Source organism: Chelatococcus sp. XZ-Ab1, assembly GCF_029309855.1.
Taxonomy (GTDB): Bacteria; Pseudomonadota; Alphaproteobacteria; order Rhizobiales; family Beijerinckiaceae; genus Chelatococcus_A; species Chelatococcus_A sambhunathii.
Genome location: NZ_JARKII010000009.1, coordinates 143,919 through 168,406, shown reverse-complemented (window position 1 = coordinate 168,406; position 24,488 = coordinate 143,919). Strand labels below are relative to the sequence as shown.

23 protein-coding genes are annotated in these 24,488 nt (G+C 68.9%); 9 read left to right on the top strand and 14 right to left on the bottom strand.

Features of this window, described 5'->3' with window-relative positions:
* Positions 1-10 precede the first annotated feature (10 nt).
* The 8 genes from cysN to P2T65_RS14950 all read right to left on the bottom strand — a co-directional run bounded on the left by cysN (position 11) and on the right by P2T65_RS14950 (position 7,898).
* A complete protein-coding gene (gene cysN, locus P2T65_RS14985) occupies positions 11-1,930 on the bottom strand; it encodes a sulfate adenylyltransferase subunit CysN (protein ID WP_063185436.1) in 1,920 nt (639 codons plus the stop codon).
* On the bottom strand, positions 1,930-2,895 hold the full coding sequence (cysD, locus tag P2T65_RS14980) for a sulfate adenylyltransferase subunit CysD (protein WP_245280582.1): 966 nt from the start codon (positions 2,893-2,895) through the stop codon (positions 1,930-1,932). Before cysD ends, cysN begins: the two co-directional genes overlap by 1 nt.
* Before the next feature lie 23 nt (positions 2,896-2,918).
* The gene (locus tag P2T65_RS14975) at positions 2,919-3,443 is read right to left on the bottom strand and encodes a DUF934 domain-containing protein (protein ID WP_055460236.1); all 525 of its coding nucleotides are present in this window, start codon (positions 3,441-3,443) and stop codon (positions 2,919-2,921) included.
* On the bottom strand, positions 3,443-4,195 hold the full coding sequence (locus P2T65_RS14970; RefSeq protein ID WP_055460235.1) for a phosphoadenylyl-sulfate reductase: 753 nt from the start codon (positions 4,193-4,195) through the stop codon (positions 3,443-3,445). Before P2T65_RS14970 ends, P2T65_RS14975 begins: the two co-directional genes overlap by 1 nt.
* Positions 4,182-5,843 (bottom strand): nitrite/sulfite reductase, encoded by a 1,662-nt coding sequence (locus P2T65_RS14965; protein ID WP_055460234.1) that lies wholly within the window; start codon positions 5,841-5,843, stop codon positions 4,182-4,184. Before P2T65_RS14965 ends, P2T65_RS14970 begins: the two co-directional genes overlap by 14 nt.
* Before the next feature lie 27 nt (positions 5,844-5,870).
* A complete protein-coding gene (locus P2T65_RS14960; RefSeq protein ID WP_055460233.1) occupies positions 5,871-6,200 on the bottom strand; it encodes a DUF2849 domain-containing protein in 330 nt (109 codons plus the stop codon).
* Positions 6,201-6,211: 11 nt separating this feature from the next.
* Positions 6,212-7,642, bottom strand: a complete 1,431-nt coding sequence (gene cysG, locus P2T65_RS14955; RefSeq protein ID WP_276200083.1) for a siroheme synthase CysG — start codon at positions 7,640-7,642, stop codon at positions 6,212-6,214.
* An 82-nt stretch (positions 7,643-7,724) separates the two neighbouring features.
* Complete coding sequence (locus P2T65_RS14950) at positions 7,725-7,898, bottom strand: hypothetical protein (RefSeq protein WP_157672579.1); 174 nt, start codon at positions 7,896-7,898, stop codon at positions 7,725-7,727.
* A 527-nt stretch (positions 7,899-8,425) separates the two neighbouring features.
* Here P2T65_RS14950 and P2T65_RS14945 point away from each other — a divergent pair.
* From P2T65_RS14945 to P2T65_RS14920, 6 genes are all read left to right on the top strand, one after another.
* Complete coding sequence (locus P2T65_RS14945; protein ID WP_276200082.1) at positions 8,426-9,232, top strand: MetQ/NlpA family ABC transporter substrate-binding protein; 807 nt, start codon at positions 8,426-8,428, stop codon at positions 9,230-9,232.
* 102 nt (positions 9,233-9,334) lie between these two features.
* Positions 9,335-9,547 (top strand): hypothetical protein, encoded by a 213-nt coding sequence (locus P2T65_RS14940; protein WP_055460229.1) that lies wholly within the window; start codon positions 9,335-9,337, stop codon positions 9,545-9,547.
* A gap of 35 nt (positions 9,548-9,582) precedes the next feature.
* Positions 9,583-10,695, top strand: a complete 1,113-nt coding sequence (locus P2T65_RS14935) for a methionine ABC transporter ATP-binding protein (RefSeq protein WP_071924265.1) — start codon at positions 9,583-9,585, stop codon at positions 10,693-10,695.
* Positions 10,685-11,350, top strand: coding sequence for a methionine ABC transporter permease (locus P2T65_RS14930; RefSeq protein WP_055460227.1), 666 nt, complete (start codon positions 10,685-10,687; stop codon positions 11,348-11,350). Before P2T65_RS14935 ends, P2T65_RS14930 begins: the two co-directional genes overlap by 11 nt.
* Positions 11,351-11,390: 40 nt before the next feature.
* Entirely contained in the window at positions 11,391-12,173 is a 783-nt protein-coding gene (locus tag P2T65_RS14925) for a MetQ/NlpA family ABC transporter substrate-binding protein (protein WP_071924266.1), read from the top strand.
* A 135-nt stretch (positions 12,174-12,308) separates the two neighbouring features.
* Complete coding sequence (locus P2T65_RS14920) at positions 12,309-13,886, top strand: adenylate/guanylate cyclase domain-containing protein (RefSeq protein WP_063185414.1); 1,578 nt, start codon at positions 12,309-12,311, stop codon at positions 13,884-13,886.
* Between the two features lie 33 nt (positions 13,887-13,919).
* On the opposite strand, the gene efp is transcribed toward P2T65_RS14920, so the two are convergent.
* Complete coding sequence (gene efp, locus P2T65_RS14915; RefSeq protein WP_055460224.1) at positions 13,920-14,486, bottom strand: elongation factor P; 567 nt, start codon at positions 14,484-14,486, stop codon at positions 13,920-13,922.
* A 174-nt stretch (positions 14,487-14,660) separates the two neighbouring features.
* Here efp and epmA point away from each other — a divergent pair, with 174 nt between their 5' ends.
* Together epmA and P2T65_RS14905 are read left to right on the top strand one after the other, a co-directional pair.
* A complete protein-coding gene (epmA, locus tag P2T65_RS14910; protein WP_055460223.1) occupies positions 14,661-15,725 on the top strand; it encodes an EF-P lysine aminoacylase EpmA in 1,065 nt (354 codons plus the stop codon).
* A complete protein-coding gene (locus tag P2T65_RS14905) occupies positions 15,722-16,792 on the top strand; it encodes a lysine-2,3-aminomutase-like protein (RefSeq protein ID WP_276200081.1) in 1,071 nt (356 codons plus the stop codon). Before epmA ends, P2T65_RS14905 begins: the two co-directional genes overlap by 4 nt.
* Here the strand turns inward: P2T65_RS14905 and P2T65_RS14900 are convergent.
* From P2T65_RS14900 to mscL, 4 genes are all read right to left on the bottom strand, one after another.
* On the bottom strand, positions 16,780-17,112 hold the full coding sequence (locus P2T65_RS14900) for a hypothetical protein (RefSeq protein ID WP_055460221.1): 333 nt from the start codon (positions 17,110-17,112) through the stop codon (positions 16,780-16,782). The two genes, P2T65_RS14905 and P2T65_RS14900, sit on opposite strands and share 13 nt — an antisense overlap.
* A gap of 121 nt (positions 17,113-17,233) precedes the next feature.
* Positions 17,234-18,286 (bottom strand): AbrB family transcriptional regulator, encoded by a 1,053-nt coding sequence (locus P2T65_RS14895; protein WP_055460220.1) that lies wholly within the window; start codon positions 18,284-18,286, stop codon positions 17,234-17,236.
* A 107-nt stretch (positions 18,287-18,393) separates the two neighbouring features.
* Positions 18,394-19,566 (bottom strand): pyridoxal phosphate-dependent aminotransferase, encoded by a 1,173-nt coding sequence (locus tag P2T65_RS14890; RefSeq protein WP_055460219.1) that lies wholly within the window; start codon positions 19,564-19,566, stop codon positions 18,394-18,396.
* A 130-nt stretch (positions 19,567-19,696) separates the two neighbouring features.
* Positions 19,697-20,119 carry a large conductance mechanosensitive channel protein MscL gene (mscL, locus tag P2T65_RS14885; RefSeq protein ID WP_019400206.1) on the bottom strand — a complete coding sequence of 141 codons (423 nt, stop codon included), beginning with the start codon at positions 20,117-20,119 and terminating at the stop codon, positions 19,697-19,699.
* Between the two features lie 209 nt (positions 20,120-20,328).
* Here mscL and P2T65_RS14880 point away from each other — a divergent pair, with 209 nt between their 5' ends.
* Positions 20,329-23,853, top strand: a complete 3,525-nt coding sequence (locus tag P2T65_RS14880; RefSeq protein WP_276200080.1) for a NahK/ErcS family hybrid sensor histidine kinase/response regulator — start codon at positions 20,329-20,331, stop codon at positions 23,851-23,853.
* Between the two features lie 3 nt (positions 23,854-23,856).
* Here P2T65_RS14880 and P2T65_RS14875 read toward each other — a convergent pair whose 3' ends face one another.
* Complete coding sequence (locus tag P2T65_RS14875; protein ID WP_055460217.1) at positions 23,857-24,477, bottom strand: 2-hydroxychromene-2-carboxylate isomerase; 621 nt, start codon at positions 24,475-24,477, stop codon at positions 23,857-23,859.
* Positions 24,478-24,488: the final 11 nt, after the last annotated feature.

The window sequence follows — 24,488 nt, the reverse complement described above, 5'->3', positions numbered from 1 at the left end:
CCGGCGACGCTCACAGCGCCGCCGAATCCTCCGCCGTCAGGCTCGCGCCCGAGATACGCGGCTCGATGAAGGCGACGACCCGCTCGGCGAGTGCCTCGGCATCGGCCGCGGCCGCGTCGAGCACGAGGTCCGGCGACAGCGGCGGCTCGTAGCCCTGGCCGACGCCAGTGAAGGTCGCGATCTTTCCGTCCTGCGCCTTCGCATACAGCCCCTTGGGATCGCGCGCGGCGCAGACCTCCGCCGGCGTGTCGACGAAGACCTCGACGAACTCGCCCGGCGCGAAGCGCTCGCGCAGCCGCTCCCGATCCGCCCGCACGGGCGAGACGAAGGCGCAGAGAACGACGAGGCCCGCATCCAGCATCAGCCGCGCCACCTCGCCGGCCCGTCGCACGTTCTCGGCGCGGCTCGCAAGGTCGAAACCAAGATCGGCGTTGAGCCCCTGGCGCAGGTCGTCACCGTCGAGCACCGTCGTATGGCGACCGAGGGCGTGCAGCTTGCGCTCCACCAGATTGGCGATGGTCGACTTGCCGGAGCCCGGCAGGCCGGTGAACCAGACGGCGAGCGAGCGCTGGTGCTTGAGCCCCGCGCGCGCCGCCCGATCCACGTCGAAGCCATGGCGGTGCACGTTCGTCGCCCCGAGGGCCTCGACCGCCATGCCCGCCGCGACCGTCGCATTGGTGAAGCGGTCGATGAGGATGAAGGCGCCCGTGGCGCGGTTCTCGTCATAGGGGTCGAAAACCACCGGAGCCACGGTGTCGATCTCGACGACACCGATGCCGTTGAGGGCGAGACTGCCCGCCTCGCGCGCGTCGAAGGTCTCGACATCGATGGCGCTGCGGATCGTCCGGACGGTGGCCGGCACGGTGCGCGTCCCGAGCCTCATGAGATAGGACCGGCCCGGCGCGAGCGTGTCCTCGCTCATCCACACGAGCCGGGCGGCGAGGCGGGAGGCGACCGCCGGCCGCGCCTTCGGGTCGGCCAGCACCTCGCCGCGCGGGGCGTCGATCTCATCGGCGAGCACCAGCGTCACGGCATCGCCGGCACGGGCCGTCTCCCGGTCGCCGTCGAACGTGACAATGCGCGTCACGCGGCTCGTTTTGCCGGAGGAGGAGGCCACCACCTCGTCGCCGACGCGCACGACGCCGCCGGCGAGCGTGCCCGAGAAGCCGCGGAAGTCGAGATTGGGTCGGTTGACCCACTGCACGGGAAAGCGCAGCGGCCCGTCCGTGCGCGCCGCCTCGACCTCCACCTCCTCGAGGTGGCCGACAAGCGTCGGCCCGTTGTACCAGGGGGTGTTGGCGCTCGGCGCGGCGATATTGTCGCCGAAGCGCGCCGAGACCGGGATCGGCACGATGGACGCAAAGCCGAGCTTGCCGGCGAAGGCCGCGTAGTCGGCGACGATGGCGTCGAAGCGCTTCTCGTCGAAACCGACAAGGTCGATCTTGTTGACGGCGAGGATGACGTGCCGGATGCCGGTGAGCGCCGCGATGACGCTGTGGCGCTTCGTCTGCGTCAGGACGCCCTTGCGCGCATCGATGAGGATGATGGCAAGCTCGGCGTTCGAGGCGCCGGTTGCCATGTTGCGGGTGTACTGTTCGTGGCCGGGCGTATCGGCGACAATGAAGGAGCGGCGCGGCGTCGAGAAATAACGATAGGCGACATCGATGGTGATGCCCTGCTCGCGCTCGGCCTCGAGTCCATCGACGAGCAGGGCGAAGTCGATGTCGCCGCCCGTCGTGCCGTGGCGGCGCGAGTCCTTCTCGAGCGCCGCGAACTGGTCCTCGAAGATGGCGCCCGTTTCGTGGAGCAGACGGCCGATCAGCGTCGACTTGCCGTCGTCCACCGAACCGCAGGTAAGGAAACGCAGGAGGCCGCGCGCGGGCGCAGCCGGCAAGGGGGCGGGGCGGGCGAGCGTTGCGACGGCGTTCATCAGAAATACCCCTCGCGCTTCTTGCGCTCCATGGAGGCCTTGTCGTCCCGGTCGATGACCCGGCCCTGCCGTTCCGAGGCGCGCGACGCCATCAGCTCGTCGACGATGGCCTCCAGCGTCTCGGCATCGGATTCGACGGCACCGGTGAGCGGATAGCAGCCGAGCGTGCGGAACCGGACCTTCCGCATTTGGGGCTTTTCGCCAGGGTTGAGCGGCATGCGCTCGTCGTCGACCATGATGAGTGCGCCGTCGCGCTCGACCACCGGCCGCTCCTTGGCGAAATAGAGCGGCACGACGGGGATTTTCTCGGCGAGGATGTAGTGCCACACGTCCCGCTCGGTCCAGTTGGACAGGGGAAAGACGCGCATCGACTCGCCCGGGTTGATGCGGGTGTTGAAGAGGTTCCACAGCTCCGGCCGCTGGCTGCGCGGCTCCCAGCCGTGCTGCGCGTTGCGGTGGGAGAAGATGCGCTCCTTGGCGCGGCTCTTCTCCTCGTCGCGGCGCGCCCCGCCGAAGGCGGCGTCGAAGCCATACTTATCGAGCGCCTGCTTCAGGCTTTCCGTCTTCATGACCTGGGTGTGCAGGGACGAGCCGGAGCGGAACGGGTCGATACCACGCGCCTTGCCCTCCGGATTGATGTGGACGATGAGCTCCCAGCCGAGCTCACGCGCCGTCTGGTCGCGGAAGGCGATCATCTCGCGGAACTTCCACGTCGTGTCCACATGCAGGAGCGGAAATGGCGGCTTGCCCGGGAAGAAGGCTTTGCGGGCGATGTGCAGCATCACCGACGAGTCCTTGCCGATGGAATAGAGCATCACCGGATTGCGGAACTCGGCCGCCACCTCCCGCATGATATGGATCGCCTCCGCCTCGAGGCGGGCAAGATGCGGCGTGAGGCCGGCGTGGGCCGCCTCGGCCCGGGCCGGTTCGAGGATGGAGAGAGCGGCGGCGTCGGAGCGATACATGGTCGTTGGCGTCCTTCGCGAAATCAGAGACGGCCGGCGGAGCTGCGGCGCCAGGGATGCCCGCCGGCAGTGGGCGGGGCAGCCTCGTCGCGGCTCGCGGGCTGATAGTGCAGGGAGACGAGGTTGATGCGGCCGTCGCGAAGCGCCGCAATCGTGCCCTCGTGCGTGATCTCGAGCGCATCGAAGCCACAGCGCAGCATGAAGCGTAGCTGGTCGCGCAGCACGTTGCCGATGGCCCGCAATTCGCCGCGATAGCCGAAGCGCTCACGCAGGATGCGCGCCGTCGAATAGTTGCGCCCGTCGGTGTACTTCGGGAAGGTCAGGACGACGAGCGACAGGCGGTTGATGTCGTCCTCCAGCCCGTCGAGCCCCTCCCCCGCCTCGATGACGACGCCGAGCGGCGCATTGCGCCCGGCGAGCCCGTCACGCTCGGCGATGAAGCGCGCCTTGGGCAGCGCCACCGGCCCCTCGGCCGGCAAGGCCTCGTCCGCGCCGAGGATGCGCCAGGGATCGTCCGCGACGAAGGAACCGTTCCTGTAGAGAGCCATCAGGCGCTCCTCCTCTCGACACCCGCCCTGGAGACGTGGATGCCGCATTCGATCTTGGCCGAACCGCGCCAGCGCCCGGCGCGCGGGTCCTCGCCAGCCACAACCGGCGTGGTGCAGGGCGCGCAGCCGATCGAAGGATAGCCGCGGCTGACGAGCGGATGGACCGGCAGGTCATGCGCGCGGAGATAGGCGCGCACCTCCTCCATGCCCCACGCGGCGAGTGGCGTGACCTTGATATGCGTCGCATCGGCCTCGAAAACCGGCATCGCCGTTCGCGTCGCGGCCTGGTAGCGCTTACGGCCCGTGATCCAGGCCTCGAACGGCGCGATCGCGCGCGCCAGAGGCTCGACCTTGCGCAGCCGGCAGCACTCATCGGCGTCGATGGCGAACATGGCGCCATAGGGGTCGAGCCGCTCCGTCGCCGCAGCATCGGGCCCGACGGTGCGCACATCGGTGAGGCCGAGCAGATCGACGAGTTCGTCGCGATAGGCGAGCGTCTCCGGGAACAGCCGGCCGGTATCGACGAAGGTCACTGGCAGGTCGCGGTCGATGGTCGCGGCCATGTGCAGCAGTACCGCCGATTCGGCGCCGAAACTCGACACGAGCGTGATGCTCCCGGGAAAGAGCTTGCGGATGGCGAGGCGCATGATGGCGAGCGCGCCGAGGTCGCCATGAGCGGCCTCGAGTTCGCTCGCCCGTGCAGCGAGCGCAGGCGCGGCGCTGCCGGGCGTCAACTCCTCAAGCGTCGGCATAGAGCGCCTCCCGGAACGGCGCTTCGCCGAGCCTGCGGAAGGCGGAGAGGAAGGTCTCCTGCGGCCCTTCGCGCAGCCTGAGATAGGTCTCGACGATGGTTTCCACCGCGCCGACGACCTCGTCCGACGAGAACCCCTTGCCGACGATCTCGCCGATCGAGCAGGTCTCGTCGCCCGAGCCGCCGAGCGTGATCTGGTAGAACTCCTCGCCCTTGCGGTCGACGCCGAGGATGCCGATGTGGCCGACGTGGTGATGGCCGCAGGCGTTGATGCAGCCGGAGATTTTGATCTTGAGCTCGCCAATCTCCTTCTGCCGCTCGATGTCGGCGAAGCGCTCCGCGATGCGCTGCGCGACGGGAATGGAGCGGGCGTTCGCCAGCGAGCAGTAGTCGAGCCCGGGGCAGGCGATGATGTCGGTGACGAGCCCGGCGTTCGGCGTCGCAAGGTCGGCCTCGGCGAGCGCCGCGTGGACGGCCGGGATGTCGTCGAGCCTGACGTGCGGCAGCACGAGGTTCTGCTCGTGGCTGACGCGCACCTCGTCGAAGCTGTAGCGCTCCGCGAGGTCGGCGATCAGTTCCATCTGCTCCGCCGTCGCATCCCCGGGCGGGGCACCGATGGCCTTCAGCGAAATGGTGACGATGCCGTAGCCCGGCACCCTGTGCGGAGCCACGTTGCGCTCGACGAAACGGGCGAAGCTGCGGCTGTCGGCTTTGGCCGCCTCGAAGGCGGAGGAGCGTGCGGGCAGCTCCGCGAAGGCCGGCGGCGCGAAATAGGCGCGGATGCGCGCGATCTCCTCCTGCGGCATCGTCAGGGCGCCGCGGGCGCGGATGTCCTCGTATTCGGCCTCGATATCGCGCGCGATCTCGTCGACGCCCGTCTCGTGCACGAGGATCTTGAGACGCGCCTTGTACTTGTTGTCGCGCCGGCCGTGCATGTTGTAGACGCGCAGGATCGCCTCGCAATAGCTGAGCAGTTCCGCCTCGGGCAGGAAGTCGCGCACCTTGCGGCCGATCATCGGCGTGCGACCGAGGCCACCGCCGACCCAGACGGCAAAGCCGGTCTCGCCGGCCTCGTTCCGCTTCACCTGCAGGCCGATGTCGTGCACCTGGATGGCGGCGCGGTCCGCCTCCGCCGCCACGACGGCGATCTTGAACTTGCGCGGCAGGAAGGTGAACTCCGGGTGCAGCGACGACCACTGCCGGAGGATCTCGGCATAGACGCGCGGATCGGCGATCTCGTCCGCGGCCGCGCCGGCGAAATGGTCCGCCGAGACGTTGCGAATGCAATTGCCCGAGGTCTGGATGGCGTGCATCTCGACCTCCGCGAGCTCCTTGAGGATCTCCGGCACCTCTTCGAGCTTGATCCAGTTGAACTGCAGGTTCTGACGCGTCGTGAAATGGCCGAAGCCGCGGTCGTAGCGCCGCGCGATATGGGCGAGCCGCCGGAGCTTGCGGGAATTCAGCGTGCCGTAGGGAATGGCGATGCGCAGCATGTAGGCGTGCAACTGCAGATAGACGCCGTTCATCAGCCGGAGCGGCTTGAACTCGTCTTCCGTCAGCTCGCCCGAGAGGCGGCGCGCCACCTGGTCACGGAATTCCTCCACGCGCTCGGCCACGAACTGCCGGTCGAATTCGTCGTAGCGGTACATGGGACTGTCGTCTCCGGATGCGCAGGTTCAGGCGGCGATGACGGACGGATCTTCGCCCGGCATGACGATGGTGGGGCGCCGCGCGGCGCGGATGGCCTCGCGCAGCAGCACCGGCACGAGCCGACCGTCGTCGCTCTCGGTCATGGCAACGAGATAGACGTCGACCACGAGATTGCGGGCGCTGTCCGCCTCGCCCTGGGCGAGCAGGGCCTCGGCTGCCTCCTTCGTCTCGGCCACCTCGGCTTCGGCGATGTCGGTGGACCAGCGCCCGTCCACCGTGCGGAAGACCACGAGGCCGCTGTCGAGGGCATTGGCGGTCACGACCTTGGGACCGGCGCCCTTCGCATCCTTCTTCATCAGGCGCTCCTTCAGGCGGCGCCGGCGAGCGCCGGCTGCCTGCGGGGGATCGGTTCGGCGATGGGTTCGGCCCCCTTGAGTTCGCCATGGGCGAGCGTGGGGCCGACGAGAATGAGAACGGGACCGTCGACATCGGCCCGCGCAGAGAGCGCCGGCAGGTCGGCGAGCGTGCCGGCGAACAGCCGGCGCGTCATCCGCCCGGCGTTTTCCACGGCGACCACCGGCGTATCCGGCGCGACGCCGGCGGCGATGAAGCGCGCCTGCGTCTCCTCAGCCACCGTGCGTCCCATGTAGACGGCGACGGTGCCGCCGGCAGCGGCGATGGCCGGCCAGCCGGCCGGCTCGCCGCCCTCGGCGCCGTGGCCGGTGGCGAAGGTGAGCGAGGAGGCGACGCCGCGCAGCGTCAGCGAGACCTGCGCATCGGCGGCGGCCGCGAGCGCGGCGGTGACGCCGGGCACCACCTCGGCGCGGATGCCGGCGGCTCTGAGCGCGGCGAGCTCCTCGCCGGCCCGGCCGAAGACGAGCGGATCGCCCGCCTTGAGGCGCGCCACGCGCTTGCCCTGTCGGGCGAGGCGCACCATGAGAGCATCAATGTCCGACTGAGAAACGGAATGTCGCCCCTTGGCCTTTCCGACAGCGATGCGTTCGGCGTCGCGCCGCCCCATGTCGACCACCTCCTGCGGCACGAGCCCGTCATGGACGATGACGTCGGCCTCGAGCAGCAAGCGCTGCGCCCGGAGGGTCAGCAGATCGGACGAACCGGGGCCGGCGCCGATGAGCCAGACGACGCCGTCTTCTGCAGCGCCGGCGGACAGGGCGCTGAGCGCGGCCCGGCGCGCCGCACCGAGATCGCCGGCGAGCGCGAGGCGCCCCGCCGGGCCGTCGAACAGGCGATTCCAGAACCTGAGGCGCGCGCTGTTGGTGGGAATGGCCGCCGTCACGGCCGCGCGCAACGCGCGGGCAAGCTCGCCCAGCCGGCCGAATTCCGGCGCCAGCATCGCTTCGACGGCGGCGCGGATCCGCTGGGCGAGAACCGGCGCGAGCCCGTCCGTTGAGATGGCGACGGCCACGGGAGCGCGGTCGACGATGGCCGGCACGGCGAAATCCGACAGGTGCGGCCGGTCGACCACATTGACGGGCACGCCGGCGGCGCGGGCACGCGCGGCGAGGCGCGCATCCTCGCCCTCGTCTCCCGTGCCGATGAAGACGAGCGCCGCCTCAGCGAGATCGTCGGCAGCGAGAGTGCGGGCGCGGTGATCGATGCCGTTCGTTTCGACGAACGCCGCAAGGGCCTGTTCCAGTGCCGGCGCGACGAGCCGCAGCCGCGCCTGCGACCGTCCGAGCAGCCGCAGCTTGGCAAAAGCCTCGTCTCCACCGCCGACAATCACGACCAGCCGGTCGCCGACATCGTAGGAGATCGGGAAGTAGCGCAGGCCGCCCACGAATTCACCGTTCTTTTGCGTGAATTTGATCTTTAAACACAATACCACGCGAAAATTGGATTAAAAATACAAATCTAACTTGTTATTTATCCCACTGCGAGGTCGTCGGAGCCGCGCCCGCCGCGCCGAGGCGCATGGCGGCAGGACCATCGCCGCCCGGCCGCGGCGCCCCATAGGCGAGCAGCAGGAAGACGAGCCAGGCACCGAGGATGATGACCGCATGGCGGAGCAACGAGAGCTGTTCGGGCGTGAGCACGATATTCCACATCCCAGTCTGATATTTGCCCGATCGTACAATTCTTTGCACTGTATGTGAATAGGACAATTTTACGTCAGAGATGAGTAGTATGTTTCTTAGAAAGGCACAAATCGTCCGGTTTAGCGGAATTTTTCGATTGACAGGCCGGTTGGCCGGATCGATAGTGCGCCCCGTGTCGGCTGCCCGTGCGGCCGCACCGCGGTGATTTGACCCATGCAGCTTGCGCCGCGTCACCAAACGCTAAAGCGCCACGAACGGTCTTCGTGGCTCGAGGATCGGAGATGACGATGACGCCTCTGGCGAAGTTCCATGACGAAGCGACACCCCGGCCCCGCCGGCGAATGTGTTGTCGCGCCATGATGGGCTGACGGACCCTTCCGCAGCCGGCCCGGTGCGGCCGTTTTCTGAAGCTACCTTTCTTTCATCAGCCGGAATCGCGCCTTCTCAGCCGATCCGCTCATCCGTGACCTTCCGGGTGCCTCGCCGGCTTGGCGGGACCGGCACGGACAACGCACGAGGACATCATGATCCGTTTCGCTCTCGACCGCCGCGCCTTCGGGGCGCTCGTCGCAGCCGGCCTCCTCCTTGGCTCCACGGCCCTCGCCGCCGCCGAGACCATCAAGCTCGGCGTCATCGGCGGCGACGAGGAGGAGATCGCGGAGGTCGCCAGGAAGGTCGCGGCCAAGGACGGCCTGACCATCGAGATCATCGCCTTCTCGGACTACACGCTGCCCAACGAGGCGCTCGACCGCGGCGACATCGACGCCAACGCCTTCCAGCACAAGCCCTATCTAGATGCACAGATCGCCGCCCGCGGCTACAAGATCGTGCAGGTCGGCTACACTATCGTCGAGCCGATCGGCTTCTATTCCGCAAAGCACAAGGACTTCGCCGCCCTGCCCGAGGGCGCCAAGATCGGCATCCCCAACGATCCGAGCAACGGCGGCCGTGCGCTGCACCTCCTCGCCGGCAACGGCCTCATCAAGCTCAAGGACGGCACGGGCCTGACGGCGACGCCGCTCGACATCGCCGAGAACCCGAAGAAGGTGAGCTTCGTCGAGACCGACGCCGCCCTCCTGCCGAAGCAGCTGCCGGACCTCGACGGCGCGGTCATCAACACCAACTACGCGCTCGGCGCCGGCTTGAACCCCACCGACGACGCGCTGGTGCAGGAGAGCCGGACCGACAATCCTTACGGCAATTTCGTCGCCGTGCGCGCCGCCGACAAGGACAAGCCCTTCGTCGCCAAGCTGGTCGCCGCCTACCAGTCCAAGGAGGTGGCCGACTTCCTCGCCGAGCGCTTCAAGGGCGCGGTGCTGCCGGCCTGGTGAGGCCGGGCGATCCTCGCCGAGCCGGACCGTCCCTCTCCGCGCAACGTTGGGAGAGGGGCTGCGGTCCCGCCGCTCGCATGCACCACGCCCCGGGAGAACGCCATGTTCCACGCCTACATCATCGAGGTGGGCGGCGAGGCGGCCGGCATCCTGGCGCGCGAGGGGGAGCGGTTCCGCTTTCACGCCACGGCGCGCGCCTACGCGCCGCTCAACGGCCGCATCTTCGCCGACCCGTGGACGGCCCAGCGCGCCGCCCGCCTCGCGCTGAAGGATGATCAACGGGGGGCTCGCGCCCGCGGCCGAATGACGGCATAAGGCGGCAAGGCTACCGCACGCCCCCGGAAAAGAGAATGACCGTGAACGCCCATGCCCCCATCACCGCCGACGCAGCGATCCCCGCGAGCGACGAGACGGAAGATGCCATCATCCGCTTCGAGGGGGTCGCCAAGTCCTTCCCGGCGCGCAAGAGTTCGGCCGCCGTACATGCGCTCGCCGGCATCGACCTTGCCGTGCCTCGCAGCTCCGTCGTCGGCGTCATCGGCCGCTCCGGCGCCGGCAAGTCGACGCTGATCCGCCTCGTCAACGGGCTCGAGAAGCCCACCGCCGGGCGCGTCATCGTCGACGGCACGGACGTTGCCGGGCTCGGCGAGGGCGCGCTGCGCTCCGTGCGCCGCTCGATCGGGATGGTGTTCCAGCACTTCAACCTCCTTTCGTCGCGCACGGTCTTCGACAACGTCGCCCTGCCGCTCGAGATCGCGGGCACCGACGCCGCGACGATCAAGGCGCGGGTCACGCCGCTGCTCGATCTCGTCGGCCTCGCCGACAAGCGCGGGCGCTATCCGGCCGAGCTCTCCGGCGGGCAGAAACAGCGCGTCGGCATCGCCCGCGCGCTCGCCACGCAGCCCAAGGTGCTCCTGTCCGACGAGGCGACCTCCGCGCTCGACCCCGAGACGACGCGCTCGATCCTCGACCTCCTCGGCACCATCAACCGCGAGCTCGGCCTCACCATCCTGCTCATCACCCACGAGATGGCGGTGATCCGCGCGATCGCGCAGCGCGTCGCGGTGCTCGACGCCGGCCGCATCGTCGAACAGGGCGACGTCTTCGACCTGTTCACCCGGCCGCAGCACGAGACGACGCGGAGCTTCCTCGCCGCCGAATCCGGCCGCGAGCTGCCGGCCTTCGTCGCCGACCAGATCCGGGACGAGCCGATCCCCGGCGGACAGGTGGTCGTGCGCATCGTCTTCCGCGGCCCCTTCGCCACCCATCCCGTGCTGTCGCAGGTGACGCGCGAGCTCGGCATCGACGTCAACATCCTCGGCGGCGCGGTCGATTCCATTGCCGGCCGTCCGTTCGGCACGCTCATCGTCGGGCTGCCGAACGACGGCACGTCGCTCGACAAGGCGCTCGCCTTCCTCAAGGAGCGCGATCTCGATACGGAGGTGCTCGGCCATGTCGCCTGAAATCGCCCGCCTCATCCTGCAGGCGACCGCCGATACGCTCTACATGGTGCTCGTCGCGACGGCGCTCGGCACGCTCTTCGGCCTGCCGCTCGGCGTCTTCCTCGCCACGAGCCGCCGCGGCGAACTCCTGTCGGCGCCGTGGCTCAACGGGGCGCTCGGCTTCATCGTCAACGCCACGCGCTCGACGCCCTTCATCATCCTGGTCGTCGCCATCATTCCCTTCACGCGCCTCGTCGCCGGCACCTCAATCGGCACCACGGCGGCCATCGTGCCGCTGACGGTGGCGGCGACGCCCTTCATCGCCCGCCTGATCGAGGCGGCGGTGCGCGAGGTCGACCAAGGGCTTATCGAGGCGGCCCGCGCCATGGGTGCCTCGCCCCTGCAGATCGTCGCCAAGGTGCTCGTGCCCGAGGCACTGCCCGGCATCGTGCTGGGCCTCACCCTCGCCATCGTCAGCCTCATCGGCTACTCGGCCATCGTCGGCGTCGTCGGCGGCGGCGGGCTGGGCGACCTTGGCATTCGCTACGGCTACCAGCGCTTCATGCCCGAGGTGATGGCCTCCGTCGTCATCGTGCTCATCGTCCTCGTGCAGGGCGTGCAGAGCCTCGGTGATCGCCTGGCGCTCAGGCTCAACAAGCGCCTGCGCCACGCCTGATCTCGTTTCCGCAGTTCCACACCACTGGGGGTTATTCCTTATGTCCATCCGCATTCTCACCGCCGCCCTTGCCGCCGCCATCGGCCTCGGCGCGGCCTCCGCCCAGGCGGAGACGATCAAGATCGGCGTGACGCCCGGCCCGCACGCCCAGATCCTTGAGGCGGTGAAGCCCGTCGCCGCCAAGAAGGGCCTCGACATCGAGATCATCGAGTTCTCGGACTATGTCGTGCCTAACACCGCGCTCGACGCCGGCGAGCTGCAGGCCAACTCGTTCCAGAACCAGCCCTATCTCGACAACCAGGTGGCCGACCGCGGCTTCAAGATCGAGAGCGTCGGCCTCACGGTGAACTTCCCGCTCGGCATCTACTCGAAGAAGCACAAGTCGTGGGACGAGGTGCCGGACGGCGCCACCATCGCCATCCAGAACGACCCGACGAACGGCGGGCGCTCGCTCCTCCTCCTGCAGGACAAGGGCGTCATCAAGCTGAAGGACGGCGTCGGCTTCAAGCCCACCGTCGCCGACATCGTCGAGAATCCGAAGAAGCTGAAGTTCCTCGAGGTCGACGCCGCCCAGACGCCGCGCTCGCTCGACGACGTCGCCGCCGCGGCGGTCAACACGAACTATGCCGTCTCGGCGGGCCTCAAGCCGCAGGATGCCATCCTGCGCGAGGACGCCAAGGGTCCCTATGTCAACCTGATCGCCGTGCGCAGTGCCGACAAGGACAAGCCCTGGGTGAAGACGCTGCTCGAATCGTACCACTCACCGGAGGTGAAGGCCTTCGTCGAGGAGACCTTCAAGGGCGCCGTCCTGCCGAGCTGGTAAGCGCTGTCTTTTCCTCCCGAGCCTTGCCCCGGCCCCTGGCCGGGGCTTTTTTGTCCGGCGCCCTCGAAGGCGCAGGCGTTGCACCGTGCGCCGGGGGCTCTATCCTGCCGCGGGAAGGCAATGGGGAGGCAACACTTGTCGATCGCGCGGGTCCTGGCCTGGTCGCTCGCCTATTTCGTGCTGGCGTACTACGCGCAGATGTTCGCCGGCGGCGCCGACGGCATCGTGCCGGTCTGGCCGGCCATCGGCATCGCACTGTTCCTCGTCCTCCGGCACGGGCCGGCCGGCCTCCTGCCGGTGGCCATCGGCGGCGCGGCAACGGTCGCCAACGCCTATGCGGAGCCGCTGCGCCTCGCCGCCGAGCTCCTCCTTGTCGGGGCGACGATCGTCGGCGCCCTCGCCGCCCGCCATGCCTGCCGCCTGGCCGGCGGTGCCGACGACATGTTCGGCCGCACGCGGGACATGGTCGTCTTCCTCATTGCCGGCTGCCTCGTCATCTCCGCCGTCGCGGCCCTGATCGGCGTTCTCGTCCTCTACCTGACCGGCGCCTTCCCGGGCACAGAGCGCCTCGTCGACCTGCCGCCGCGCTTCATGACCTGGTTCATCTCGGACCTTGCCGGGACCGTGCTCGTCACGCCGCTGCTGATGGCCTGGAACGGCCGCGAGGAGTTCGGCCGGCCGTCACTCGTCAGCCTCGCCTGCTGGCTGGCGCTGATCGTCGCTGCCGTCGCCGCCTGGCTTGTCGACTTCACGCCCGATGTCGAGAATGCGGCCATGCTGCTCCTGTTCGGGCCGACGCTCGCCGCAGCGGCACTGACCACAAAGCCGCGCGCCTTCACGGCCATCGTCCTGTCCGGCGCGTTCATCGCCGTGACCGTGGTGGCGGACAATATCTACGCCGCGCAGCAGGGCCTGCGCCGGGAGACCGTGGCGCTGCTTCTCGTGCAGCTCTACCTCGTCTCCATCGTGGAGACGCATCTCGTGCTCTATGCCGCGATCACGGAGAGCCGCCGCTCCATTGCCGAGCGGGTCAACCTTTCCAAGCACTTCTCGCCCAACATGGTCGATCTCATCGCCCGACTCGGCCGCCCCTTCGAGAAGCCACACCGCCAGCCGGCAACCGTCCTGTTCTGTGACCTGCGCAACTTCACCCTCCTGTCGGAGGCGGAGGGCCCCGAGGCGACCATCGCCCTCCTCAGGGATTTCCACGCCACCATGACGGATATCGTCTTCCGCCACGAGGGGACGCTTGACCGCTATCTCGGCGACGGCCTCATGGCAGTGTTCGGCATGCCCGAGCCATCGCCCGACGATGCGCTGCGCGCGATCGCCTGCGCGCGCGAGATGCAGGACGGGCTCGCCGGCATCAACGAGCGGCGGCGCGCGCGCGGCGAGGCGCCGCTCGACATGGGCATCGGCCTGCATACGGGCGAGGTGATGCTCGGCGACATCGGCTCGGAGACGACACGGTCGGTGACCGTCATCGGCGACACGGTGAACGTGGCGAGCCGGCTGCAGAGCCTGAGCAAGGAAATCGATGCCGCCATCGTGCTGAGCACGGAGACGCGGGCGGCGGCGCTGAAGGCCTGCGATGGCGATGCGGGCCCGCTGTCCGGCCTCGTCCATGTGGGCATCATGACGCTGCGCGGGCACAGCCGGCCCACCGATACCTGGTCGCTGCCGCGCTTGCGCCCGGCGGTGCCCGCCGCCTGAGGCGGCAGGCTCGCTTGCTGCATCTCGCGCCCGTCAGTCCTTGGCGCGTTCCACGTAGGAGCCATCGGCCGTCATGATGACGATGCGGGTGCCGGTGCCGATGTGCGGGGGCACCATGGTGCGCACGCCGTTCGACAGGATGGCCGGCTTGTAGGACGACGAGGCGGTCTGGCCCTTCACCGTCGGCTCCGTCTCGACGACCTCGAGTATCACGCGCTGCGGCAGGTCGATGGCAACGGCATTGCCTTCGTAGATGGAGATCATGCAGGCCATGCCCTCCTGCAAGTAGACGGCCTGATCGCCAACGACGTCCGCCGGCACGGGCAGCTGGTCGTACGTCTCGGGGTTCATGAAGATGTAGTTGTCGCCATCCTGATAGAGATAGGTGTGCTCGCGATCCTCGACATAAGCGCGCTCGACCTGCTCGGTCGTCTTGTAGCGCTGGCTCGTCTTGGTGCCGTCGGACAGGCGGCGCATGTCGATCTGCGTGGTCGGCGTGCCCTTGCCGGGAAAGAAGCTCTCGGCCGAAAGGACGACGTAGAGCTGACCGTCCACCTCAAGAATGTTGCCCTTGCGCACGGAACTGGCGATGACCTTCACTGAAGTAACCTCTGTTGTCGCTTGTCCTTGGGCAGCCCCGGTTCGAATATCCGACCAGCCCGCGAAACGTCGGCGCGCACCATAGAGCATCGGAGCGGAAAGTGGGAACCGCTTTTCGCTTCCCCCACGTCGCGCGGCTTCTCACGCTCGCCCGACCGCGCTAGAAGTCCCGCCATGCTCGACACGACCGCCTGGTGGCGCCCCCATTTCCATGCCGATCGCCGGCCGCTGCTGCTCACGCGCGGCCGCGTGAAAGAGGCCCTGCGCCGCCTGTTCGCCGACGAGGGCTTCACCGAGGTCGAAAGCGGCATCCTGCAGGTCTCACCGGGCAACGAGACGCACCTGCACGCCTTCGCCAGCGCCCTTCTCGGCGCCGATGGCGCGCCGCGCCCGCTCTACCTGCACACCTCGCCGGAATTCGGCTGCAAGAAGCTGCTGGCGGCGGGGGAGACGCGGATCTTCGATTTCGCCCGCGTCTTCCGCAACCGCGAGCGCAGCGACCTGCACCATCCCGAGTTCACCATGCTCGAATGGTACAGGGCCGAAACCGACTATCGCGCCATGATGGCGGACTGCGCCCGCCTCCTGCCGCGCGCCGCCGAGGCGGCGGGCGCCACGCGCCTCGCCTTCCGCGGCCGCGAGGCGGACCCCTTCGCCGAGCCGGAGGAACTCACCGTCGTCGAGGCCTTCGCGCGCCATGCCGACATCGATCTTGCCCCGACCCTCGGGCCGGACGGGGCGGACAACGACCGCGACCGGCTCGCCACGCTCGCCGGCGAGCGTGGCATCCGCGCCGCCGCCGACGACACCTGGTCGGACATCTTCAGCCGCATCCTGTCCGAGCGCATCGAGCCCGGGCTCGGCTGCGGCCGGCCGACCCTCCTCACCGACTATCCGGCAAGCGAGGCGGCCCTTGCCCGCCGCAAGCCGGATGACCCGCGCCTCGCCGAGCGCTTCGAGCTCTATGCCTGCGGCGTCGAGCTCGCCAATGCCTTCAGCGAGCTGACGGACCCACACGAGCAGCGCCGGCGCTTCGAGGCCGACATGGCCGAGAAGGAGCGCATCTACGGCGAGCGCTACCCCATCGACGAGGAGTTCCTTGCCGCGCTTGCCCTGATGCCGGCAGCGAGCGGCTGCGCGCTCGGCTTCGACCGGCTGGTGATGCTGCTCGCCGGCGCCCGGCGCATCGAGGACGTCATCTGGACACCGATGCCGCGCGAAGAGGAGAGCCGGCCATGACCGCTCCGTTCAGGCGCCCGCTCACGCGGGCCCGGCAACTCGTCGACGCCGGTCTTGCGCCCCCGGAGAAGCTCGAAGCGCTCGAGGCCGTCGCCGCGCGCTATGCCGTCTCCATCACGCCGACCGTGGCGGGGCTGATCGACGCGGACGACCCCGACGATCCCATCGCCCGCCAGTTCGTGCCCGATGCAGCCGAGCTCGTCACAAGCCCCGAGGAGAGGGCCGATCCCATCGGCGACGATGCCCATAGCCCCATCGAGGGCATCGTCCACCGCTATCCCGACCGGGTGCTCCTGAAGCTCGTGCACGTCTGCCCGGTCTATTGCCGCTTCTGCTTCCGCCGCGAGATGGTGGGCCCCTCCGGCCACGGCACGCTCTCGGGCGACGCGCTCGCCGCGGCCCTCGCCTATATCCGCGACACCGAGGCGATCTGGGAGGTCATCCTGACCGGCGGCGACCCGCTCGTCGCCTCACCCCGCCGCCTGGGCGAGGTGATGCAGGCGCTGGCGGGCATCGATCATGTCAAGGTGGTGCGCTTCCACAGCCGGGTGCCCGTGGTGGAGCCCGGCCGCATCGACGATGCGCTGGTTGAAGCCCTCAAGGCGTCGGGCAAGGCGACCTATGTCGTCGTCCACGCCAACCACCCGCGCGAACTGGGCGAGGAGGCATGCCAGGCCCTCGCGCGACTGGCGGATGCCGGCATCGTGCTGCTCAGCCAGACGGTGCTGCTCGCCGGCGTCAATGACGATCCCGCCGTTCTCGGGGCCCTGATGCGCCGTTTGGTCGAGAACCGCATCAAGCCCTACTACCTGCACCACGGCGATCTCGCCCCGGGCACCAGCCATTTCCGGACGGGTATCGGCGAGGGACAGGCCCTGATGCGCGCACTGCGCGGACGCTGGTCGGGCCTGTGCCAGCCCACCTATGTGCTCGACATTCCCGGCGGCCATGGCAAGGTGCCGATTGGCCCGTCCTATATCGAGACATCCCCTGACACAGAACGGCTCATCCGCGACACCGATGGTGGCAGGCACAGCTACCCGCCCGGAACGGATCAGGACGGGTAGAGCGGCAGGCCGGAAATCGCTGCGCCGTCTTCGCTCAGAACCACGTAGCGGAAGCCGGCCTGCCGTGCATGAGCAAGCACGAGCGCGAGGTCCGGAGCCGCTGCACACAGGTCGGCATCCTCGAGCGCTGTCACGGGAAGGGCATGCCCGTCCTTGACCGAAATGACGGACCACAGGCGCGGATCATAGTCGGCGATGCGCCGTCTCGTCTCGCCGCACAGGTGCAGGATGGAACAGACCAGCGTGCCCTTGCGGACCCGCTTGCGCCGGCCGGCCGGCCGGCTGCGTTCGTAGGCCGAAGTTGACGCAGAACCCATCATCGGCACCTCCCCTCATGAAACATCGAGAGGAAGCTCAGCACGCGCCGTGCCAGGCCGCCTGTGCGAGACCGCACCGGCATCCGGGTGGACGACGATGAAGGGGCCCGCCGTGTGCGGGCGATCACGCGCGCCGGCGGCGACCCATCCAGCCGACGATCATCGGCAGCGCGATGCCGATACCGAGGAAGCGGGCGAGGTGGTGCGACCCGACGAAGATCGGATCAAGCCCCATGATGAGCGCGAGCACCGTCATCGCCTCGAGCCCGCCGGGCGCGAAGGCGACCAGTGCCGTGCCGAAGGGCACATGGGCAAGGCCCGCCGCCGCGAAGGCGAAGACCGAGGCGACGATGATGGACAGGACGAAGGAGGCGAAGGCGGCCGGCATGCTGGCGACGAGCGCGTGCCGGTCGACCGAGCGGAAGCGCGCACCGATGAAACAGCCGAGCAGCACGAGGCCGAAGGTGGTGATGCTGGGCGGCATCAGCCCATCGACGATGGAGAGCGCATGCGCCGTGCCGCTGACCAGCGTGGCGCCGAGCAGCAGCGGCGCGGCCATGCGCAGCCGGCGCAGGACCTCGCCGACGCCCCAGCCGAGGAGGAGCACCGCGCCGAGCGACAGGGCGCTCATCGCCACGCCGCCGAAGACGATGCCGCCCTGCCCGCCCTCGAGCGCGAAGAGCACGCTCGGCAGGACGACGACGAGGACGGCGAGGCGGAAGGACTGGACGACCGCGATGGGGCCGACGCTGGCGTTCCTGTCGGCCGCGACGGCCATGACGGTGGACAATGCACCCGGCATGGAGGCGAGCAGCGCATCGAGCCGGTTCCACCGCGACAGCCGCACCAGCCACAGGCCGGATGTGATGACGACGGCCGCGACGCTCAGCGCCAGCAGCATGAGGCTCGCCGGATAGCGGGCGAAGGCGGCCATCGCTTCCGGCGTCGCGGCTGCCCCCATGGAGGTGCCCGCGAGCAGCATGGCCGCATCGGCGAGGCCGGGCGCCATCGGCACCGCGCGGCGGGCGGCGCACAGCAGTCCGACCGCGACGACGGAGCCGGACAGCCAGGCGGCCGGAACGTCGAGGAGATGGAAAACGAAGCCGCCGGCCGCCGCAACGAGGATCTGGCCAACCTGCCGAAGGCCGTTTCGCACCGTCTCGCGATCGCGCAGCATTCGCCCGTCCGTCTCCCTGTCTTCGGCGATGTCCCTTCAATGCACCGCCCGAACGGCTTCGCCAAGGGCGCCCGGCGCAGGGCGGCCCTGCCGGGGGCGAAGGACGCTCAGGTCAACGCGCGGGCGAGGCGGGCGACAGCCTCCTCGAGATCCTCCGCCTTGCGGGCGAAGCACAGGCGCAGGAAGCGCTCGCCGCCGGCGCCGAAGGCCGTGCCGGGCGCAAGGCCGACATTCGCCTCGTCGACGAGGCGGATGGCGAGGCGGCGCGTATCGTCCTCGCCGTCGACGCTGAAGAAGAGATAGAAGGCCCCGGTCGGCTCCGCGAAGCGCACGCGGCCCGTCGCGGAAAGGCCCCGGCAGACGATGTCGCGCCCGGCCCTCGCCCGCGCGATCTGGTGGGCGATGAAGCCCTCGCCTTGGTCGAGCGCGGCGATGCAGGCGCGCTGGATGAAAACGGCAACGCCGGAGGTCGCATATTGAATGAGATTCTCGATCACGTCGCCGAGGGCGGGCGGGGCCTCGAGCCAGCCGACGCGCCAGCCGGTCATCGCCCAGTTCTTCGAGAAGGTCTGCACGAAGACGATGCGGTCTTCCGCATCCATCACGTCACGGAAGGACGGCGCGCGCTCCGAGCCGTCATAGACGAAGCGGCCGTAGATCTCGTCGGCGATGATCCACAGGCCGTGCCGGCGTGCGAGCGCCAGGATGGCGGCGAGTTCCTCGCGGCTCGCGGTCCAGCCGGTCGGGTTGGCGGGGGAATTGACGCAGATGACCCGCGTCGCCGGTGTGATTGCGCCCGCCAGCCGGTCGAGATCCAGCGTCCAGCCGGCATTGCTGAGCTGCATCGGCACGGGGACAGGCGTCGCGCCGGCGATGCCGATGGCTGCCCCGAAATTCGGCCAGGCCGGCGTCGGCACGACAACCTCGTCGCCGCTGCCGACCAGCATGCGCACGGCGATCTGCAGCGCCTGCATGCCGGAGCCGGTGACATAGAAGCGCTCAGCCTCATAGGTCTTGCCGTAGAGGCGCGAGATGTAGCGTGCGAGAGCCTCGCGCAGCTCCGGAATGCCGCGCTGCCAGGTGTAGAAGGTCTCGCCCGCCACGAGCGAGCGTGTCGCCGCCTCGGCTATGAAGGCCGGCGTCGACATGTCGCCCTCGCCGACCCACAGGGGGATGAGGCCGGGGCGCGTGCGGCCGTGGTTGACGACGTCGACGATGCCGCTGGCGGGGGCCTCGCGGGCTTCGCGACGCAGGCTGGACAACAGGGAAAGATCAGTCACGAGGGTATGCTCGCCGGCAGTTTGGACTGCCGCGCTCCTACACCATCGCAGAGCCACGAGCCATGACTTGTGGCGATGAACCGATCAAACTTCATGAAGGATGCGCGGGCGACGGCCGCCGCACGCGCTCTCAGACACTCCGGCTCCTGAGAAGGTCGCGGATCTCGGTGAGCAGCTTGACGTCCGCCGGCGGCTCGGGGGCCGTCTCCGGCGCCTTCTCCTGCTGGCGCTTCAGCCGATTCATCGCCTTGACGACCATGAAGAGCACCCAGGCAATGATGACGAACTTGAGCGCGATGGTGAGAAAATTGCCCCAGGCGAGCACTGCTCCCTGCCTCCGCGCCTCCTCCAGCGAATTGGCCGTCACCTCGGATGCAAGCGGCAGGAAGTAGTTGGAGAAATCGAGCCCGCCGGTGATGGCGCCGACGATCGGCATGATGATATCGTCGACCATCGACGATACGATCGCGCCGAAGGCCGCGCCGATGATGACGCCTATGGCAAGGTCGACGACATTGCCCTTGAGCGCGAATTCCCTGAATTCCTTCAGCATCCTGCCCCTCCCTGCCGAAAGCGACGTGGTGTCGTGACGCGCCGCAGGTTACTCCAAGCACGGAGGCGATACACGGGCAAATTGCACATGCCGCCTCGTCGCCGACCCTGGCGGCTGCGCTTTAGTTCAATGGCCATCGCCGCGCGGCGGCGGTAGGCTTCCTGAAGGTCGCGCGGCGCGACCGGGTGTCGTTGGAGGCGTTGTCGGACATGCTCGCCGGCTGGGTGGTCGTTCTCGCAGCCCTCGTCTATCTGTGCGGTCTCTTCGCCGTCGCCCATGCGGGCGACACCTTCGCCCGAGGCGTGATGGACGGGCGTATGCGCGCCACCATCTACGCGCTCGCCCTCGCCGTCTATTGCACGAGCTGGACCTTCTTCGGTTCGGTCGGCCTCGCCGAGCGCTCGGGGCTCGATTTTCTCACCATCTATGTCGGGCCGATCCTCGTCATAGGGCTCGGCCATCGCCTTGTCGGACGCATCGTGCAACTCGCCAAGGCGCAGAACATCACCTCGATCGCCGACTTCGTGGCCGCGCGTTACGGCAAGAGCGACCGCGTTGCCGCGCTTGTCGCCGTCATCGCGGTGGTCGGGGCCGTGCCCTACATCGCCCTGCAGCTCAAGGCGGTGTCGTCCTCGCTCGAGGTCTTCCTCGCGGCGACGGAGGATCATGGGCTCGGCCGCTCGATCTTCGGCGACCTCGCCCTCCTCGTCGCCGGCGTGCTCGCCGCCTTTGCCGTCGCCTTCGGCACGCGCCAGATCGATGCGACGGAGCATCACGACGGCCTCGTCCTCGCCATCTCGCTCGAGAGTGTCGTCAAGCTATTCGCCTTCCTCGCCGTCGGTTTCTTCGTCACCTTCTGGATGTTCGACGGCCTCGGCGACCTGTGGCGGCGGGCGGGCGAGGCTGCCGACCCCGGCATTGTCGCGCGCACGTCCGAGCCGGTGAGCTTCCTCACGCTCACGCTGCTCGCCGCCGGCGCCGCCATCCTGCTGCCGCGCCAGTTCCACATGATGATCGTCGAGAACCGGCATCCGGCCGACATCCGGCGTGCAGCCTGGATGTTCCCGCTCTATCTCGTGCTCATCAACCTCTTCGTCATTCCCATCGCGCTCGCCGGCGAGGTGATCTTCCCGCGCGGTTCCATCGACTACGACATGACGGTTCTGGCCCTGCCGCTGCACGACGGCGCGGTGCTGATGGCGCTCGTCGCCTTCATCGGCGGCCTCTCGGCCGCCACCGCCATGGTCATCGTCGATTCGGTAGCGCTCGCCATCATGATCTCGAACGATCTCGTCATGCCCCTCGTGCTGCGCCGGCGGGGCCGCCGCGGCGAGGACGAACGGACGGATGCCGGCGACCTCGGCCGCTTCGTCGTCATGGTCCGGCGCATCGCCATCGTCGCCGTCATCCTCTTCGCCTATGTCTATTATCGCGCCTCCGGCGAGGCGGCGCTTGCCGCCATCGGCCTCCTGTCCTTCGCCGCGGTGGCCCAGATCGGCCCGGCCTTCTTCGGTGGCCTCGTCTGGCGGCGCGGCACAGCGCTCGGCGCGAGCGCCGGCCTCGCCGCCGGCTTTGCCATCTGGGCCTATACGCTGCTGCTGCCGAGCCTCTCCGGCAGCGAGGGTTTCTGGCACGACGTCGTCCGCAACGGGCCCTTCGGGCTCGCCGCCCTGAAGCCCACGGCCCTTCTCGGCACCGACCTGCCGCAGCTGACACACGGCGTCGTCTGGAGCCTCGCCGTGAACCTCACCGCCTATGTCGGCTTCTCGCTCATGCGCCCGGCCAATCCCATGGAGCGGCTGCAGGCCAACGTCTTCATCGCCCGCGACAGCGCCCCCATGGCCCAGGCCTTCCGCCTGCGCCGCTCGGCCGTTACCGTCGACGACCTGCGCTCCACCGTCGGACGCTATCTCGGCACGGAACGGACGGACGCTGCTTTCATGAGTTTCGCCGCCAGCCGTGGCGTCACTCCAAACGGCAACGCCGAGGCGGACATCCACCTCCTGCGCTTTGCCGAGCATTTGCTCGCCTCGGCCATCGGCGCGGCCTCCTCGCGCCTTGTGCTGTCGCTGCTGCTGCGCCGGCGCAACGTCTCCACCAAGGCGGCTCTCAAGCTGCTCGACGACGCCTCGGCGGCCATCCAGTACAATCGCGACCTGCTGCAGCATGCCCTCGACCACGCGCGCCAGGGCATCACGGTGCTCGACAAGGACCTGCGCCTGATGTGCTGGAACCGGGCCTTCCGCGAGCTCTACGACCTTCCGGAGGAACTCGTGCATGTGGGCGTCGGTCTCGAGGAGATCGTGCGCTTCAATGCCGAGCGCGGCTCCTACGGCAAGGGCAACCCCGATGACCTCATCGCCGCGCGCCTCGAGAGCTTCGTCAACGACACCGAGCCGGTCCGGCTGAGGCTCTATCCCTCCGGCAAGGTCATCGAGATCCGCTCCAACCACCTGCCCGACGGCGGCCTCGTCACTACCTACGCCGACATTACCGAAACCGTCGGCGCCGAGGAGGCGCTCGAGCGCGCCAACGAGACGCTGGAGCGGCGCGTGCGCGAGCGGACGGAAGAGCTCATGCGCCTCAATGAGGAGTTGCGCGGCGCCAAGGCCGCTGCCGACGAGGCCAATGCCTCCAAGACCCGCTTCCTCGCCGCCGCCAGCCACGATATCCTGCAGCCGCTCAACGCGGCGCGCCTCTATGCCACCTCGCTGGTCGAGCGCGACCGCAAGTCCGGAGACGCGGCGCTCGCCGAGAACATCGACGGCGCCCTCGACGCGGTGGAGGAGATCCTCACCGCCCTTCTCGACATCTCGCGCCTCGACACTGGCGCGCTCAAGGCCGAGCCGTCGCTCTTCCGCCTGGACGACATGTTCCGCGCCCTCCGGCGCGAGTTCGGCCCGATGGCGCGCGAGAAGGGCCTTGAACTTGCCTTCGTCGATACCTCGGGCACGGTCAGGACCGATCGGCGGCTTCTGCGCCGCCTCCTGCAGAACCTGATCTCCAACGCCATCAAATATACGCCGACCGGCAAGGTACTTGTCGGCTGCCGCCGGCGCGGCAACAAGCTGCGTATCGAGGTGTGGGATACGGGTCTTGGTATACCGGCCTCGAAACAGAAGGTCGTCTTTCGTGAGTTCCTGCGGCTCGAACAGGGCGCGCGCGAGGCGCGCGGCCTCGGTCTCGGCCTCTCCATCGTCGAGCGCATCGCCCGCGTGCTTGACCATCCGCTGTCGCTGCGCTCGATCCCTGGCCGCGGCTCCGTCTTCGCTGTCGAGGTCCCTCTCGTCACGGCCCTGCCGGCGGGTCAGGTCGCCACCGAGGTGGAGCCCGCGCCGGCCGCCCCGCTCGATGGCCTCGTCGTCCTTACCATCGACAACGAAAAGCAGATCACGCAGGGTATGCAGGTGCTGCTCGGCGGCTGGGGTTGCACCGTCCTGGCCGCGTCCGGCCTGAAGCAGGCCCAGGACGTGCTGCGTCGCAAGGGAGCCCGGCCGGACGTCATCATCGCCGACTACCACCTCGATGAGGGCGACGGCATCGAGGCGATCGTCGCCCTGCGCTGGAAGCTTGCGCGCGAGCTGCCGGCGGTACTGCTCACCGCCGACCGCTCGCCCTCCGTGCGCGCCGAGGCCGCCGCCAAGGACATCCACGTGCTGCACAAGCCGCTGAAGCCGGCGGCCCTGCGCGCACTGCTAACGCGCTGGAAGGCGCTCAGGATCGCCGCGGAATAGGGCTCAGACGTCGCTCGAGTAGGCCGGCCGCCCGCTCGCCAGCATGTCGGCGAGAAGGTCGAGCCGGTCTTGACCCCAGAACACCTCGCCGTCGATGACGTAGGACGGAGAACCGAAGACCTCCGCTGCGATGGCGTCCGCAATGTTGCCGGCATAGGTGGCCTTGGCCGACTCACCGTGGGCGCCCGCGAGCATCATCCCGGCATCGACGCCGACCTCCGTCGCGATCGCCGCCAGCACCGCCTCGTCGGCAAGATTCTCGTCTCGCGCCCACACACCGGCGAAGGCGCGCGCGGTGAAGGCGGCCGGATCGATGCCCGCCGCCTGCAGGGCGATGACGCAGCGGTCGGCGAGCGACACCTCGAAGGGCCAGAATGCCGGCTGGAGATTGAGCGGCACGCCCCGCTTCTCGCGCCAGCGCTGCAGCTCGACGAGCCGGTACCGCTGGCGCACGGGATGGCGCCTGGCGAGCGGCAGCCCGCCCGTCTCGGAAAAGACCTCGCCGAGGAAGACAGGCTTGTAGGTGACGGTGCATCCGTGCCGTTGAGCGGTGGCGAGAAAGGGCGCGTGGCCGAAATAGGCCCAGGGGCTGACGAGCGAGAAATAATAATCGATCTGGCGCATGCGGCGGGGCC

Bases quoted from the DNA above. Each gene is read 5' to 3' on its own strand.
- P2T65_RS14930 (WP_055460227.1), top strand. From the start codon at position 10,685: ATGTCGCCTGAAATCGCCCGCCTCATCCTGCAGGCGACCGCCGATACG.
- P2T65_RS14905 (WP_276200081.1), top strand. From the start codon at position 15,722: ATGACCGCTCCGTTCAGGCGCCCGCTCACGCGGGCCCGGCAACTCGTC.
- cysD (WP_245280582.1), bottom strand. From the start codon at position 2,895: ATGTATCGCTCCGACGCCGCCGCTCTCTCCATCCTCGAACCGGCCCGG.
- P2T65_RS14925 (WP_071924266.1), top strand. From the start codon at position 11,391: ATGTCCATCCGCATTCTCACCGCCGCCCTTGCCGCCGCCATCGGCCTC.
- P2T65_RS14875 (WP_055460217.1), bottom strand. From the start codon at position 24,477: ATGCGCCAGATCGATTATTATTTCTCGCTCGTCAGCCCCTGGGCCTAT.
- P2T65_RS14940 (WP_055460229.1), top strand. From the start codon at position 9,335: ATGTTCCACGCCTACATCATCGAGGTGGGCGGCGAGGCGGCCGGCATC.
- P2T65_RS14880 (WP_276200080.1), top strand. From the start codon at position 20,329: ATGCTCGCCGGCTGGGTGGTCGTTCTCGCAGCCCTCGTCTATCTGTGC.
- P2T65_RS14895 (WP_055460220.1), bottom strand. From the start codon at position 18,286: ATGCTGCGCGATCGCGAGACGGTGCGAAACGGCCTTCGGCAGGTTGGC.
- epmA (WP_055460223.1), top strand. From the start codon at position 14,661: ATGCTCGACACGACCGCCTGGTGGCGCCCCCATTTCCATGCCGATCGC.
- mscL (WP_019400206.1), bottom strand. From the start codon at position 20,119: ATGCTGAAGGAATTCAGGGAATTCGCGCTCAAGGGCAATGTCGTCGAC.
- P2T65_RS14960 (WP_055460233.1), bottom strand. From the start codon at position 6,200: ATGAAGAAGGATGCGAAGGGCGCCGGTCCCAAGGTCGTGACCGCCAAT.
- cysN (WP_063185436.1), bottom strand. From the start codon at position 1,930: ATGAACGCCGTCGCAACGCTCGCCCGCCCCGCCCCCTTGCCGGCTGCG.
- P2T65_RS14945 (WP_276200082.1), top strand. From the start codon at position 8,426: ATGATCCGTTTCGCTCTCGACCGCCGCGCCTTCGGGGCGCTCGTCGCA.
- P2T65_RS14975 (WP_055460236.1), bottom strand. From the start codon at position 3,443: ATGGCTCTCTACAGGAACGGTTCCTTCGTCGCGGACGATCCCTGGCGC.
- P2T65_RS14965 (WP_055460234.1), bottom strand. From the start codon at position 5,843: ATGTACCGCTACGACGAATTCGACCGGCAGTTCGTGGCCGAGCGCGTG.
- P2T65_RS14900 (WP_055460221.1), bottom strand. From the start codon at position 17,112: ATGATGGGTTCTGCGTCAACTTCGGCCTACGAACGCAGCCGGCCGGCC.
- P2T65_RS14970 (WP_055460235.1), bottom strand. From the start codon at position 4,195: ATGCCGACGCTTGAGGAGTTGACGCCCGGCAGCGCCGCGCCTGCGCTC.
- P2T65_RS14935 (WP_071924265.1), top strand. From the start codon at position 9,583: ATGACCGTGAACGCCCATGCCCCCATCACCGCCGACGCAGCGATCCCC.